This window comes from Streptomyces lateritius (assembly GCF_014649715.1).
Lineage (GTDB): Bacteria > Actinomycetota > Actinomycetes > Streptomycetales > Streptomycetaceae > Streptomyces > Streptomyces lateritius.
Genome location: NZ_BMTO01000001.1, coordinates 290,664 through 304,830, shown reverse-complemented (window position 1 = coordinate 304,830; position 14,167 = coordinate 290,664). Strand labels below are relative to the sequence as shown.

At 69.2% G+C, this 14,167-nt stretch carries 13 protein-coding genes; 4 read left to right on the top strand and 9 right to left on the bottom strand.

Going from position 1 to position 14,167, the window contains the following annotated elements:
• Positions 1 to 135: 135 nt before the first annotated feature.
• The 4 genes from qcrB to ctaE form a co-directional block, all read right to left on the bottom strand.
• Positions 136 to 1,761 carry a cytochrome bc1 complex cytochrome b subunit gene (qcrB, locus tag IE136_RS01455; protein WP_158986601.1) on the bottom strand — a complete coding sequence of 542 codons (1,626 nt, stop codon included), beginning with the start codon at positions 1,759 to 1,761 and terminating at the stop codon, positions 136 to 138.
• Positions 1,758 to 2,816: a cytochrome bc1 complex Rieske iron-sulfur subunit gene (gene qcrA, locus IE136_RS01450; protein WP_158986603.1), complete on the bottom strand. Its 1,059-nt coding sequence runs from the start codon at positions 2,814 to 2,816 to the stop codon at positions 1,758 to 1,760. Before qcrA ends, qcrB begins: the two co-directional genes overlap by 4 nt.
• Positions 2,813 to 3,622, bottom strand: coding sequence for a cytochrome bc1 complex diheme cytochrome c subunit (gene qcrC, locus IE136_RS01445; RefSeq protein ID WP_158986605.1), 810 nt, complete (start codon positions 3,620 to 3,622; stop codon positions 2,813 to 2,815). Before qcrC ends, qcrA begins: the two co-directional genes overlap by 4 nt.
• Positions 3,623 to 3,695: 73 nt before the next feature.
• Positions 3,696 to 4,316 (bottom strand): aa3-type cytochrome oxidase subunit III, encoded by a 621-nt coding sequence (gene ctaE / locus IE136_RS01440; RefSeq protein WP_158986607.1) that lies wholly within the window; start codon positions 4,314 to 4,316, stop codon positions 3,696 to 3,698.
• 177 nt (positions 4,317 to 4,493) lie between these two features.
• Here ctaE and IE136_RS01435 point away from each other — a divergent pair, with 177 nt between their 5' ends.
• A complete protein-coding gene (locus IE136_RS01435; protein WP_158986609.1) occupies positions 4,494 to 4,895 on the top strand; it encodes a DNA-binding transcriptional response regulator in 402 nt (133 codons plus the stop codon).
• Positions 4,896 to 4,921: 26 nt separating this feature from the next.
• On the opposite strand, the gene IE136_RS01430 is transcribed toward IE136_RS01435, so the two are convergent.
• The 4 genes from IE136_RS01430 to ctaC all read right to left on the bottom strand — a co-directional run bounded on the left by IE136_RS01430 (position 4,922) and on the right by ctaC (position 9,382).
• Positions 4,922 to 6,178 (bottom strand): L,D-transpeptidase, encoded by a 1,257-nt coding sequence (locus tag IE136_RS01430; protein WP_158986611.1) that lies wholly within the window; start codon positions 6,176 to 6,178, stop codon positions 4,922 to 4,924.
• Positions 6,179 to 6,288: 110 nt separating this feature from the next.
• The gene (locus IE136_RS01425; protein WP_158986613.1) at positions 6,289 to 6,687 is read right to left on the bottom strand and encodes a cytochrome c oxidase subunit 4; all 399 of its coding nucleotides are present in this window, start codon (positions 6,685 to 6,687) and stop codon (positions 6,289 to 6,291) included.
• Positions 6,684 to 8,420 carry an aa3-type cytochrome oxidase subunit I gene (gene ctaD, locus IE136_RS01420; protein ID WP_158986615.1) on the bottom strand — a complete coding sequence of 579 codons (1,737 nt, stop codon included), beginning with the start codon at positions 8,418 to 8,420 and terminating at the stop codon, positions 6,684 to 6,686. Before ctaD ends, IE136_RS01425 begins: the two co-directional genes overlap by 4 nt.
• Positions 8,417 to 9,382, bottom strand: coding sequence for an aa3-type cytochrome oxidase subunit II (ctaC, locus tag IE136_RS01415; RefSeq protein WP_158986617.1), 966 nt, complete (start codon positions 9,380 to 9,382; stop codon positions 8,417 to 8,419). Before ctaC ends, ctaD begins: the two co-directional genes overlap by 4 nt.
• 318 nt (positions 9,383 to 9,700) lie before the next feature.
• Between ctaC and IE136_RS01410 the strand changes: the two genes are divergently transcribed.
• The gene (locus IE136_RS01410) at positions 9,701 to 11,086 is read left to right on the top strand and encodes a cysteine desulfurase/sulfurtransferase TusA family protein (protein WP_189599195.1); all 1,386 of its coding nucleotides are present in this window, start codon (positions 9,701 to 9,703) and stop codon (positions 11,084 to 11,086) included.
• A 315-nt stretch (positions 11,087 to 11,401) separates the two neighbouring features.
• Here IE136_RS01410 and IE136_RS01405 read toward each other — a convergent pair whose 3' ends face one another.
• Positions 11,402 to 12,376, bottom strand: coding sequence for a carbohydrate kinase family protein (locus tag IE136_RS01405; RefSeq protein WP_158986621.1), 975 nt, complete (start codon positions 12,374 to 12,376; stop codon positions 11,402 to 11,404).
• A 133-nt stretch (positions 12,377 to 12,509) separates the two neighbouring features.
• On the opposite strand from IE136_RS01405, the gene IE136_RS01400 reads away from it, so the two are divergent.
• Together IE136_RS01400 and IE136_RS01395 are read left to right on the top strand one after the other, a co-directional pair.
• Complete coding sequence (locus tag IE136_RS01400; RefSeq protein WP_158986623.1) at positions 12,510 to 12,716, top strand: hypothetical protein; 207 nt, start codon at positions 12,510 to 12,512, stop codon at positions 12,714 to 12,716.
• A 128-nt stretch (positions 12,717 to 12,844) separates the two neighbouring features.
• Positions 12,845 to 14,167, top strand: a 1,323-nt coding sequence (locus IE136_RS01395; RefSeq protein ID WP_189599194.1) for a hypothetical protein, incomplete at its 3' end; no start/stop codon positions are given.

The window sequence follows — 14,167 nt, the reverse complement described above, 5'->3', positions numbered from 1 at the left end:
GGCAGCTCCTGGTCATTGCCGTAACGAGACGAATACACGCCCACCCTATCGATCCGCGGAGACGGCAAAGAGCCCCGTCCATCGAATGGACGGGGCTCTTGCTGTGGCGACCTTCAGGTCAGGTGGTACAGGCGATCAGTGGTGGCCGTGGCCGCTGGTGATCTCCTTGTACTCCTCGGCGGTGGGCTTGGCGATCTGGCTGTCCTCGCCGTAGTAGCTCCGGCTGAGCTTGACCCGGAGCTTCTCCATGCGGCCGATCTTCCGCTCGACGCCGTTCTCGTCCACCGTCGGACCGAGCTCGGCCGGCTTGTGCTGCTCGTGCGCCGTGAGCTTGTACAGCTGGCCCTGGCTGAGCGGCTCGTGGATCTCGACGAACTCACCGTGCGGCAGGCGCTTGATGATGCCGGACTCGCGTCCGTGCAGCACCTTGTCCTTGTCGCGGCGCTGGAGGCCGAGGCAGATCCGCTTGGTGACGATGAACGCGATGACCGGGCCGACGAAGAAGGCGATCCGGACGAACCACGTGATCGAGTTGATCGACAGGTGGAAGTGGGTCGCGAAGATGTCGTTTCCACCACCCACGAGCATGATCATGTACGCGGTGATCCAGGCGACACCGAAGGCGGTGCGCGTCGGAGCGTTGCGCGGGCGCTGCGCGATGTGGTGCTCGCGCTTGTCGCCGGTGATCCACGACTCGATGAAGGGGTAGACCGCGATCGCCGCGAGGACCAGCGGGAAGATCGCCAGCGGGATCATCACGCCCAGGACGAGCGTGTGGCCCCAGAGGTTGATCTCCCAGCCCGGCATCACACGGATCAGACCCTCGGCGAAGCCCATGTACCAGTCGGGCTGGGCGCCGGTGGACACCTGGTCCGGGCGGTACGGGCCGAGCGCCCAGATCGGGTTGATCGAGGCGATCGCCGAGATGACCGCGATGACACCGAAGACCAGGAAGAAGAAGCCTCCGGCCTTGGCCATGTAGACCGGCAGCAGCGGCATGCCCACGACGTTGTTGTTCGTACGGCCGGGGCCCTCGAACTGCGTGTGCTTGTGGTAGAAGACCAGGATCAGGTGCGCGACCACGAGGCCGAGCATGATGCCGGGCAGCAGCAGCACGTGCGCCGAGTAGAACCGGGCCACGAAGTCGCCGCCGGGGAACTCCCCGCCGAACAGGAACATCGACAGGTACGTGCCGATGACCGGCACGGACAGGATCGCGCCCTGCATGAAGCGGACACCGGTGCCGGAGAGCAGGTCGTCCGGGAGCGAGTAACCGGTGAAGCCGGTGAACATGCCCAGGAAGAACAGCAGGAAGCCGAACAGCCAGTTGATCTCACGCGGCTTGCGGAACGCGCCGGTGAAGAAGACGCGCATCATGTGCACGAACATGCCGGCGATGAAGATCAGCGCCGCCCAGTGGTGGATCTGCCGGATCAGCAGGCCACCGCGCACATCGAAGGAGATGCGCATGGTCGAGTTGAACGCCTCGGACATCAGCTGGCCCTGCAGCGGGACGTAGCTGCCGTGGTACTCCACCTCGTTCATCGACGGGTGGAAGAACATCGTCAGGTACACACCCGTGAGGATGATGATGATGAAGCTGTAGAGGCAGATCTCGCCCAGCATGAAGGACCAGTGGTCCGGGAAGATCTTCCGCATGTTGGCCTTGGCCAGGGAGTAGATCCCCAGGCGGCCGTCGGCCCAGTCGGCAACCCGCTCACCGGCGGGCGCCTTCTTCTGCGTGTTGGTCACAGTGCTCATCCGCGCTCCCAGAAGGCAGGGCCGACGGGCTCGTCGAAGTCGCCGAGCGCCTCGAGGAAGCCCTTGTCGTTCACGCCGATCCGCAGCTGCGGGAGGGCGTGACCGGCCGGGCCGAAGATGACGCGGGCGCCGTCGGAGAGGTCGAAGGTGGACTGGTGGCACGGGCAGAGCACGTGGTGCGTCTGCTGCTCGTACAGGGAGATCGGGCAGCCCACGTGGGTGCAGATCTTCGAGAAGGCGACGATGCCGTCGTGCGACCACTCGAGCTCGCGCTTGTCCTTGATGTCCTCCGGCTGGATGCGGACGATCATCAGGGCAGCCTTGGCGATCTCGACCTGGAAGTTGTGGTCGTGCTCCGAGAGGCCCTCGGGCATCGCGAAGGTCAGCGAACCGACCGCGACGTCCTCGGGACGCAGCGGCTCGTGCGTGTTCATGTTGATCAGCTGCAGCCCCTTGGCCCACATCGTGGTGCGGAGCTTCTTCTCGGGCAGCGGACCCATGTCGCGCAGCAGCACCAGGCCGGAGAGCGGTACGAGCGACAGCGCGCCGAACATCGTGTTGCGGATCAGCTTGCGCCGGCCCATCCCGGACTCGGCCGCACCGGCCGCGAAGTCCGACATGACCTTCGCCTTGGTCTCCGGGGAGGCCTGGATCGGGTGACGCTCGTCCGCGATCTCGACGTCGGACATCAGGGTGCGGGCCCAGTGGACCGCGCCCGCGCCGATGAAGAAGAGCGCGGCACCGAGGGTCAGACCCAGGGCGAAGTTGAGCGCGCTCACCCGGCCGAACGGCCAGATGTACACGATCTTGTCGACCGGGAAGATCACGTACGAGGCGATGAAGCCGACAGTGGCCAGCATCGACAGCGTGAACATGAAGGCGACCGCACGCTCGGACCGCCGGGCGGCCCGCTCGTCGATGTCCTGGATGCGCGGCTTGTGGGGCGGAAGGCCCGGGTCGGCGAACGGGTCGTCCGCGACCGCGACCTTCACCGCGCCGTGCGCGGTGTCCTGCGCGGAGGGCAGGTTCTCTTCTGGAATCTCTTGGCTACTCATGACTTCTTGGCCTTAGCGGTGTGGGCCGCGACCCAGACGGCAACTGCGATCAGCGAGCCCAGACCGAAGATCCAGCCGAACAGACCCTCGCTGACGGGGCCGAGGCCACCGAGCGAGAGGCCGCCGGGGTTGTCGGTCTTGTCGCTGTTGACGGCCTGGACGTACGCGATGATGTCCTTCTTCTCCTTCTCCGGCATCGTCGAGTCCGGGAAGGAGGGCATGTTCTGCGGGCCGGTCTGCATGGCCTCGTACAGGTGCTTCGGGCTCACGCCTTCGAGGCTCGGGGCGTACTTGCCGTGCGTCAGCGCGCCGCCCTCACCGGTGAAGTTGTGGCACTGGGCGCAGTTGTTACGGAACAGTTCACCGCCGCGGCCGATGTTGGCGCCTTCGACGCTGTACTGGCTGGACTTCGGCGTGATCGGGCCGGCGCCGAGGGAGGCGACGTACGCCGCGAGCTGATCGATCTCAGCCTGCGAGTAGACGACCTTCTTCTTCGGCACCTGGGCGCCCGGCTGCTGGGCCGGCATGCGGCCCGTGCCGACCTGGAAGTCCACGGCGGCAGAGCCGACGCCGACCAGGGAGGGGCCGTCAGAGGTGCCCTGACCGCCGGTTCCGTGGCAGCTGGCGCAGCCGACGGAGTAGAGCTTCTGGCCCTCCTCGATGGCGAGGGACTGGGCGGTTTCATCGGCCTTCGCCGTGCCCGCGGGCGCGAAGGCGGCGTACAGCCCCCCAGTGGCCGCCAGCGCGAGAAGGAGGACGACGACCGCCGCCAGCGGATGGCGTCGTCGTGCGGAGAGCTTTTTCACGGATTACCCCGGTGTCAGGATCTTCTGCGTCGATGCTTGCTGGATGTCTCAGTTCGCCAGGATGGCGCCCCGATTACTTGATCATGTAGATCGTGGCGAAGAGGCCGATCCAGACGACATCGACGAAGTGCCAGTAGTAGGACACGACGATGGCGGCGGTTGCCTGCTCGTGAGTGAATCTCTTGGCGGCGTACGTCCGGCCCAGGACCAGCAGGAAGGCGATGAGACCGCCCGTCACGTGCAGGCCGTGGAAGCCGGTGGTCAGGTAGAACACGGAGCCGTACGGGTCCGACGAGAGCGAGAGGCCCTCGTGCTTGACCAGCTCGGTGTACTCGAAGACCTGGCCGCCGATGAAGATCGCACCCATCACGAACGTGATGATGAACCACGTCCGGAGCTTCTTCACATCACCCCGCTCGGCGGCGAAGACGCCGAGCTGGCAGGTGAGGGAGGAGAGCACCAGGATCGTGGTGTTGGTCGCCGAGAACGGGAAGTTCAAGGCCGAGGCCTTTTCCGTCCAGAACTCGGCACCCGTCACCGATCGCAGGGTGAAGTACATCGCGAAGAGGGCCGCGAAGAACATCAGCTCGGAACTCAACCAGATGATGGTTCCGACGCTGGTGAGGTTCGGTCGATTGACCGACGGGTGCGCGTGCCCGGTTTCTACTGTCGTTACTGTCGCCACGACCGACATTATGTCGGTCGCTTATCCCGCCCTCACTCCGGGGGGTGCCGTTCGGAGTGTCCGGGGCCTGTGTCCAGCCCGAACGGCCCATCGAAACGGCTTCCCCGGCGGTGTCCGACCGGTGTTGACGCGGTGGGGGACGGAGTAGCATCCGGCGCATCGGTTGATGACCTTCACGGAGGAACGATGCAGTCGAGCGCCACGGTCCTGGTCTACAGCGACGACGCGAACACGCGGGAACAGGTGCGGCTGGCTGCGGGACGCAGGCCCGCGGCCGACGTTCCCCCGGTCGAGTTCGTCGAGTGCGCGACGCTCCCCGCGGTGCTGAAGCGCCTGGAGGAGGGCGGTGTCGACGTCTGCGTCCTGGACGGCGAGGCCGTGCCGGCGGGCGGGATGGGCGTCTGCCGCCAGATCAAGGACGAAGTCTTCCGCTGCCCGCCGGTGCTGCTCCTGATCGGCCGTCCGCAGGACGCCTGGCTGGCCACCTGGAGCCGCGCGGACGCCGCGGTGACCCTCCCGGTCGAACCGGTGGATTTCGCGGCGTCCCTGGCGTCCCTGCTGCGTACGCGCCTCTGCATCGACGTCTGAACGGCCGACACCCGAACGGCTGATGTCTAGATCGACGGCCTCAGACGGGTGGGATCGGGCGGGTTGGCGGCGCTCTGGGCCGGTTCGACCAGGGCGCTGCCCTTGCGCCACTTGTCCCAGGGCAGGTTCCAGTCGCCGAAGCCGTTGCCGAAGGTGTCCATCGTGTCGCCGTAGCTGTTGATCGTCTTCACGATGTCGCCGGGCCGGACGGTCTCGTAGAACCAGGCCGCGTTCCCCGTCGACATGCCGACACAGCCGTGGCTGACGTTGGCGACTCCGTGCGAGCCGACGGACCAGGGCGCGGCATGGACGTACTCACCGCTCCAGGTGACCCGGGTCGCGTAGTAGACGGGCAGGTCGTACGACTCGGAGCTGCCCGCCGCGATGCCGACGCTGGTACCGCGCATCCGTACGAAGTACTCCTTGCCGAGCACCACCTTGATGCCGTTACGGGTGGAGAAGCCCGGCTTGCCGGTGGTCACCGGAATGGTGTTGATCACTTCTCCGTTGCGCCGCACGGTCATGTAGTGCGAGCCGGCGTCCGCGACCGCCTCGATCCGGTCGCCGATCGTGAGCTTCAGCGGCTCGGACTCGCCGCCGTAGAGCTTGTCGCCCACCTTCACGCCGGCCAGGTTGGCGGTGGCGGAGATCACCGCGCCGGCCGGCCAGTACTCCTTCGGGCGGTAGTGCAGCTTCTCGTCGTCCACCCAGTGCCAGGAGCCCTCCACCGAAGGCGTGGAGCGCACCTTCAGGGCCCTTTCGACGACCGCCCTGGACTTCCTGTCCTTGACGGGGAGGCTGAGGTCGGCCGTGATCGGCTGTCCGACGCCGTATTTGCCCGCCTCCGGGCCGAACTCCACCGTCAGGGACCGTTTCGCCGGGGCCGTCTCGAAGGTGAACGTACGGGTGCCTGGAGCGCCGTCCGCGTCCTCGGTGGCGACCTTGACGGTGTAGCGGGCTCCGGCCGTCAGCGAGCCCGTGGAGCGCCAGCGCTGCCCGTCGGCGGCGAGTTCGCCCGCCAGGTGGTGCCCGGCGGCGTCGACGGCCGTCACATCGGTGATGCGGCCGTCGCTGCCCTTGGCCGTGATCTCCAGCGCCTTGTCCGGGTCGGCCTTCCGGCCGTCCGCCGGGGCGCTGAAGGTGACCTGCCGCGCGGCGTCGTACGGCCGGGTCGACAGCGGGTGGTGGTCCTCGGAGCCCGCGCAGGCGGTGGCGCCGGCGGTGACGGTGACGGCCAGGAAGGTGCAGCTCACAACAGTCCGAATGCGCGGCGTGTCGTTCATGAGATCACCGTAAGAACATTCCCCCGAGCCAGCGCGCCGAGTGCTGCAAAAGAGGGGCCCGGCCACTCCGTGACGAAGTGTCCGGGCCCCTCGGGGTCCTGCGGGTACCGCTACTGGTTCTGGTTCTCGCCGCGGTAGAACTCGAACACCCAGCCGAACAGGCCGACCAGGATCAGCGGAGCCGAGAAGTACAGCAGCCACCAGCCCATCGCGACGGCGAGGAAGGCGAGCGCGCCGCCGATGCCGAGCGAGAGCGGCTGCCAGCTGTGCGGGGCGAAGAAGCCCACTTCACCGGCCTCGTCCGCGACGTCGGCCTCCTTGTCGTCCTGTGCCATCGCGTCGACACGCCGGGCCGTGAAGGCCAGGTAGTAGCCGATCATGATGGCCAGGCCGAAGGCCAGGAAGAGCGCCGTGGTGCCGACCGGCTCCTTCGACCACACGCCGTACAGGACGGCCATGGCGAGGATGAAGACGCTCAGCCAGATGAACATCTTGCCCTGGATCTTCACTTGCCGGCCTCCTTGCCGCCAGTGAGAGCCGCGGCCTCGTGCGGCTTGTTCTCGAGCTGGTCGATCGCCGCGATCTCAGGGTGGTGCAGGTCGAACGCCGGGGATTCGGAACGGATCCGCGGCAGGGTGAGGAAGTTGTGCCGCGGGGGCGGGCAGGAGGTGGCCCACTCCAGCGAACGGCCGTAGCCCCACGGGTCGTCGACCTCGATCTTCTTGCCGTACTTGGCGGTCTTCCACACGTTGTAGAAGAACGGCAGGATCGACAGACCGAGCAGGAACGAGGAGATCGTCGAGATCGTGTTCAGCGCGGTGAAGCCGTCGGCGTCGAGGTAGTCCGCGTACCGACGCGGCATGCCCTCGGCACCCAGCCAGTGCTGCACCAGGAACGTGCCGTGGAAGCCGATGAACAGCGTCCAGAACGTCATCTTGCCGAGCCGCTCGTCCAGCATCTTGCCGGTGAACTTCGGCCACCAGAAGTGGAAGCCGGCGAACATCGCGAAGACCACGGTGCCGAAGACGACGTAGTGGAAGTGCGCGACGACGAAGTACGAGTCGGAGACGTGGAAGTCCATCGGCGGCGAGGCCAGGATGACGCCGGTCAGACCACCGAAGGTGAAGGTGACCAGGAAGCCGATCGTCCAGAGCATCGGTGTCTCGAAGGACAACGAGCCCTTCCACATCGTTCCGATCCAGTTGAAGAACTTCACGCCCGTCGGTACGGCGATGAGGAACGTCATGAAGGAGAAGAACGGCAGCAGCACACCACCGGTGACGTACATGTGGTGGGCCCACACGGTCACCGAGAGTCCGGCGATCGCGATGGTCGCGGCCACCAGACCGATGTAGCCGAACATCGGCTTGCGGCTGAAGACCGGGATCACTTCGGAGACGATGCCGAAGAACGGCAGGGCGATGATGTACACCTCGGGGTGTCCGAAGAACCAGAAGAGGTGCTGCCACAGCAGCGAGCCGCCGTTGGCGGCGTCGAAGATGTGGGCCCCGAACTTGCGGTCCGCCTCCAGGGCGAACAGCGCCGCCGCCAGCACCGGGAAGGCGAGCAGGACCAGTACACCGGTCAGCAGCACGTTCCAGGTGAAGATCGGCATCCGGAACATCGTCATGCCCGGAGCGCGCATGCAGATGATCGTGGTGATGAAGTTGACCGAACCGAGGATCGTGCCGAAGCCGGAGAAGGCCAGACCCATGATCCACATGTCGGCGCCGACACCCGGCGAGCGGACGGCGTCCGACAGCGGGGCGTAGGCGAACCAGCCGAAGTCGGCCGCACCCTGCGGGGTGAGGAAGCCGGCCACGGCGATGAGCGAGCCGAAGAGGTACAGCCAGTACGCGAACATGTTCAGCCGCGGGAACGCCACGTCGGGCGCGCCGATCTGCAGCGGCATGATCCAGTTCGCGAATCCGGCGAACAGCGGCGTCGCGAACATCAGCAGCATGATCGTGCCGTGCATCGTGAACGCCTGGTTGAACTGCTCGTTCGACATGATCTGCGTACCCGGACGGGCCAGCTCGGCGCGCATGAAGAGCGCCATGAGTCCGCCGACGCAGAAGAAGATGAACGACGTGACCAGGTAGAGGGTGCCGATCGTCTTGTGGTCGGTGGTGGTGAGCCACTTGACCACGACATTGCCGGGCTGCTTGCGGCGTACCGGGACCTCGTTCTCGTACGAGTCCTCAGCCGCGGCCGCACCCTGGGGTTCGTTGAGGATGCTCACAGTTGCTTCTTCTCCGCGTTCCTGGCCGGGGCCGTCTGCTCGATGCCCGACGGGATGTAGCCGGTCTGCCCCTTCTCCGCCAGCTCCTTCAGGTGCTGCTGGTAGCGCTCCGGGGAGACCACCTTGACGTTGAAGAGCATCCGAGAGTGGTCGACACCGCACAGCTCGGCACACTTGCCCATGAAGGTGCCCTCACGCGTCGGGGTCACCTCGAAGGCGTTCGGGTGGCCCGGAATGACGTCCTGCTTCATCAGGAAGGGGACCACCCAGAAGGAGTGGATGACGTCACGGGAGGTCAGGACGAACCGGACCTTCTCGCCCTTGGGCAGCCACAGGGTCGGGCCCGGGTTGCCGTTCTGCGGGTTCCGGTCCCCCGGGATGCCGGCGTCGTAGACGCCGCCGGCGTTGGCCGGGAACTGGTTCTTGTACCTGTCGGGCACGCCCTCCAGGTTCTTGTCCGTCTTGGCGTCGCCGGTGACACCCGGCACGTCCTCGATGTAGTTGAAGCCCCAGCTCCACTGGTAGCCGACCACGTTGATGGTGTGGGTCGGCTTCGGGGTGAGCTGGAGGAGCTTCGACTCGTCGCGTGCCGTGAAGTAGAAGAGCACGGAGACGATGATGAGCGGGGTGACCGTGTACAGCGCCTCGATGGGCATGTTGTACCGCGTCTGCGGAGGTACCTCGACCTTGGTGCGGCTGCGCCGGTGGAAGATGACGGACCACAGGATCAGACCCCAGACAAGGACGCCCGTGGCGAGCGCAGCCGCCCACGAGCCCTGCCAGAGGGAGAGGATCCGAGGCGCCTCTTCCGTTACCGGGGTGGGCATACCAAGGCGGGGGAAGTCTTCCCAGTTGTACGAGCAGCCAGTGGCTGTCGCCAGGATCAGGCCCGCAGTCAGCACCTGCGGCAGCTTCCGCCGCATCGGGCGCCGCGACGAGCGGTCGGAGCCGTTGGGACTCACGTAGCGCCTTCCCGAGAGTCTCGGCCCGCGCTGGTCGGCTACGGCCGTCTCGCTGGTCGGTCGCCGCCCCGGCCGCGGGCAGGGGTTTGGATGTTTATGCGGACCAAACCCTACTGGACGCTATTTGGGGTCGCGCGGGGAGGGTGCCCAACGCGCCGTCCGACACCCCGAAGGGGTGGACGTGATCATTCCGCCGGCAGGTCCGGGGGCGTCGTCGGAAGGCCGGCGGGGCGCCGGCGCGCGGGCGACGGACGGCGCGGGACGGCCATATGACGGGGGCTTACGGGGTGGCGGGGCGGGAGGCCCTACCGTGGCGGTGTGCCCTACTTCGACGCCGCTTCCTCCGCCCCGCTGCACCCCGTGGCCCGCCAGGCGCTGCTCGCCTCCCTTGACGAGGGGTGGGCCGACCCGGCCCGGCTCTACCGCGAGGGTCGGCGCGCCCGGCTGCTCCTGGACGCGGCGCGGGAGGCCGCGGCGGAGGCGGTGGGCTGTCGTCCCGACGAGCTGGTGTTCACTCCTTCGGGGACGCGCGCGGTTCACTCGGGAATTTCCGGAGCGCTCGCCGGCCGTCGGCGTGTCGGGGCCCGGCTCGTGGTGTCGGCGGTCGAACACTCTTCCGTCCTGCACGCGGCCGAGGCGCACGTGGCGGCGGGCGGATCACTGACCGAGGTGCCGGTGGGCCGGTCGGGCGCGGTGGAGACGGCGGCCTTCGCCGCGGCGCTGGACGAGGGGACCGCACTGGCGTGCCTGCAGTCCGCCAACCACGAGGTGGGGACGGTGCAGCCGGTGGCGGAGGTCGCGGAGGCGTGCCGGGCGGCGGGGGTGCCCCTCCTGGTGGACGCGGCGCAGTCGCTGGGATGGGGGCCGGTCGAGGGCGGCTGGTCGCTGCTCGCGGCGAGCGCGCACAAGTGGGGCGGCCCGGCGGGGGTCGGGCTGCTGGCCGTACGGAAGGGTGTGCGGTTCGCGCCCCAAGGCCCGGCCGACGAGCGGGAGTCGGGGCGGGCGGCCGGTTTCGAGAATCTTCCGGCGATCGTGGCCGCGGCGGCGTCGCTGCGGGCGGTGCGCGCGGGGGCCGAGGCCGAGGGGGCGCGGCTGCGGGCCCTGGTGGACCGGATCAGGGGCCGGGTTCCGGAACTGGTGCCGGATGTGGAGGTGGTGGGCGATCCGGTGCGCCGTCTCCCCCATCTCGTCACCTTCTCCTGTCTCTATGTCGACGGGGAGACGCTGCTGCACGAGCTGGACCGGGAGGGTTTCTCCGTTTCGTCCGGTTCTTCGTGTACGAGTTCGACGCTGACGCCCAGCCATGTGCTGCGGGCGATGGGGGTGCTGAGCGAGGGGAACGTCCGGGTGTCCCTGCCGGCGGGAACACCGGAGGGGGACGTCGAGCGCTTCCTCGACGTGCTGCCGGGGGTGGTGGCGGGAGTGCGGGAGCGGCTCGGCGCGCCCGAGCCGGCGACCGGGGCGGCGGCCGGCTCGGGCTCGCTCGTGGTGGACGCCCTGGGCAGGCGCTGCCCGATCCCGGTCATCGAACTGGCCAAGGTGATCGGCGAGGTCCCGCTGGGCGGCACGGTCACGGTTCTCGCCGACGACGAGGCGGCCCGGCTGGACATCCCGGCCTGGTGCGAGATGCGCGGCCAGGAGTACGTGGGCGAGGAGCCCTCCCCGAAGGGCGGCACGGCGTACGTGGTGCGCCGCCTGGCGTAGCCCCCCCCGGGCCCGGGCACCCGTTCAGCACACCGTCCCGGCGCCGCGAGGGAGCCGGCCCGACGGGCGGGGGCAGGAGGGGGCCGGGCCCCTGCCGGAGGCCGGCGGCCCCGGGGGCCCCTGCCGGAGGCCGGGCTCCCCGCGCGGCGGTGGCGGGCCGGTGGACGGGCCGCAGCCGCCGGGGCGGAGGCCCGGCGGAGGCCGGCTCGCGCGCGGCGGTGGCGGGCCGGTGGACGGCCGCGCCGGGCCGAAGCCGGCCGACCCGGGGGCCCGCCGGTGCGGACCCCCGGGGGTGGGGCTGAGCCCCCGCGCGGGTCAGGGCAGGTGGACCTGGACCTCGGTCGCGGCGTCGTCGCCGTAGGCCTTGGTGAAGCGCTCCATGAAGTGGGCGCGGGCCAGGGTGTACTCCTGGGTACCGAGGGTCTCGATCACCAGCGTCGCGAGCATGCAGCCGACCTGGGCCGCGCGCTCCAGGCCGACGCCCCAGGACAGGCCCGTGAGGAAGCCGGCACGGAAGGCGTCACCCACGCCGGTCGGGTCGACCTTCGCCTCCTCCTCCGGGCAGCCGACCTCGATCGCCGGCTCGCCCGCGCACTCGATGCGGACACCGCGCGAGCCGAGCGTGGTGACCCGGTGGCCGACCCTGGCGAGGATCTCCGCGTCGGTCCAGCCCGTCTTGGACTCGATGAGACCCTTCTCGTACTCGTTGGAGAAGAGGTAGGTCGCGCCGTCCAGGAGGGTGCGGATCTCGTTGCCGTCCATCCGCGCGATCTGCTGCGAGAAGTCCGCGGCGAAGGGGATCCCCCGCGTCTTGCACTCCTCGGTGTGGCGCAGCATCGCCTCGGGGTCGTCGGCGCCGATCAGCACCAGGTCGAGACCGCCCACGCGGTCGGCGACCGACTTGAGCTCAATCTGCCGGGCCTCGCTCATCGCGCCCGTGTAGAAGGAGCCGATCTGGTTGTGGTCCTTGTCCGTGGTGCAGACGAAGCGGGCGGTGTGGAGGACCTCGGAGATCCGGACCGAACCGGTGTCGACGCCATGGCGGTCGAGCCAGGCGCGGTACTCGTCGAAGTCGTAGCCGGCCGCTCCCACGAGGATCGGGTTGCCGCCGAGCTGGCCCATACCGAAGCAGATGTTCGGGCCGACGCCTCCCCGCCGGATGTCGAGGTTGTCGACGAGGAAGGAGAGGGAGACCGTGTGGAGCTGGTCCGCGACGAGCTGGTCCGCGAACCGGCCGGGGAAGGTCATGAGGTGGTCGGTGGCGATGGAGCCGGTGACTGCGATACGCACGGCTGGGTGCTCCTGCGGGTACGGAAAGGGGTTGACAGTTCACGCTACCGGGTGGGGGGCGTCCTGCCGACCAGTGGAAACTACCCCAGAGTAGGTCTTTTCCCCGGTGCCGTGCCGTGCGTACGGTGCGCCTATGTCCACGTACCCCGCTCCTCGTGAGCACCAGGAGTCCGAGCTCAGCCTGGCCCAGCTGCGCGGCGACAGCGCGCGGATGGCACCGCACTGGGTGGTCCCCGCGACCGCCGCGGCCGCTCCGGTCTCCCCCGCCCTGATCCACGGCGTCGTCGTGCCGCCCGCCTCGGCACGGCTGATCGACGCCACCCCCGAGTACGGCGCCTGAGGACGGAAGGGGAACCGCCCGCTCACCTGTTCCGTCCCATCGGTGACTTCCCGCTGGGGGATCTCCCCCACGTCTGAAGGAGCGATGCGGTGAGCGGTTCGGAGAGCCGGCGACACAGGCGCGGTCCGGTGCTGGTCGCATCGGTGGCGGCGGGCGTCCTGCTGGCCGGTGGCGGCGGTGTGTATCTGGCGGCCACGGCGGACGGCGGCGGGACGGGCGGCGCCGCCGCGCCCCCGCCGCTGCGCCTGGACGCGAAGGCCGGCGGGGACGGCGGACCCGGCATCGCCCCGGGCGAACCCGACCCGGGCGGCGACGTCGTCTACAAGGCCGAGGGCCCTTTGCCCGACGGGCCCGCGTCGGCCCCGGTCCACCGGCCCGAGGGCCGGGTCACGGCGGCCGAGGTCAGCCGGCTGGCGAAGGCCCTCGGCATCGCGGGCGCGCCGAGGCTGGAGGGCGACGTCTGGAAGATCGCGCCGGAGAAGGACGCCTCGGGTCTGCGGCTCGACGTGTCGGCCGAGGCACCGGGCAGCTGGACGTTCTCGCGGTACGACGGAGGGCCGGCCGGAGACACCTGCCTCAAGGGCAGGGCGTGCCCGCCCCCGGGTGAGCCGAAGCCCCCGCGCGGCGGGGCGGTGAGCGAGGCGGCGGCGCGGGCCGCCGCGGCGCCCGTTCTGAAGGCGATCGGCCAGGACGACGCGAAGCTCGACGCGAGCCAGGTGATGGGCGGCACGGTACGGGTGGTCAACGCCGACCCGGTCGTGGGCGGGCTTCCGACGTACGGCTGGTCGACCGGGATACACGTCGGGTCGGGCGGTGAGCTGGTCGCGGGGAGCGGGCAGTTGAAGGAGGCGGCGAAGGGCGCCGAATATCCGGTGGTCGGCGCGGAGAAGGCTCTGGAGGAGCTGAACAAGGCGGCCGACGGCCCGGGCACGATCGGCATCGGGGGCTGCGCCACCGACCCGCCGGCGGCGGACGCCCCCGCGCCCCCGGCGACGACGTGCAAGCCGGACGCACAGCCGAAGGAGCTGGCGGTCACGGGCGCGGTGTTCGGCCTCGCCGCGCAGTTCGTGGACGGCGAGCGGGCGCTCGTACCGTCCTGGCTCTTCACGGTGGAGGCCGAGACGGGCGCGCAGCAGTCCACGGTCGTCCGGACGGCGGTGGCCCCGGAGCATCTGGCGCCCCCCGCGAAGCCGGCCCCCACGCCGACCCCGACACCGGCCCCGGACGAGGGCACCGAGCCCGTGCGGCGCGTCGAGTCGTACCGGATCGACGGCACCGGTACGAAGCTGTCGGTCACCTTCTGGGGCGGGGTGTGCAGCGAGTACACGGCGACGGCCCAGGAGAGTCCCGGCAAGGTCACCGTGCGGGTGACGGAGCGGCCCAGCGACCCCGGCCGGGCGTGCATCGCCATTGCCGTGGAGGTGACGCGGACGGTGGATCTCCAGCAGCCG

What these genes read in the sequence shown, in the direction of transcription:
- qcrB (WP_158986601.1), bottom strand. Translation starts at nt 1,761, where the DNA reads ATGAGCACTGTGACCAACACGCAGAAGAAGGCGCCCGCCGGTGAGCGG.
- qcrA (WP_158986603.1), bottom strand. Translation starts at nt 2,816, where the DNA reads ATGAGTAGCCAAGAGATTCCAGAAGAGAACCTGCCCTCCGCGCAGGAC.
- ctaE (WP_158986607.1), bottom strand. Translation starts at nt 4,316, where the DNA reads ATGTCGGTCGTGGCGACAGTAACGACAGTAGAAACCGGGCACGCGCAC.
- IE136_RS01435 (WP_158986609.1), top strand. Translation starts at nt 4,494, where the DNA reads ATGCAGTCGAGCGCCACGGTCCTGGTCTACAGCGACGACGCGAACACG.
- IE136_RS01430 (WP_158986611.1), bottom strand. Translation starts at nt 6,178, where the DNA reads ATGAACGACACGCCGCGCATTCGGACTGTTGTGAGCTGCACCTTCCTG.
- IE136_RS01400 (WP_158986623.1), top strand. Translation starts at nt 12,510, where the DNA reads ATGTCCACGTACCCCGCTCCTCGTGAGCACCAGGAGTCCGAGCTCAGC.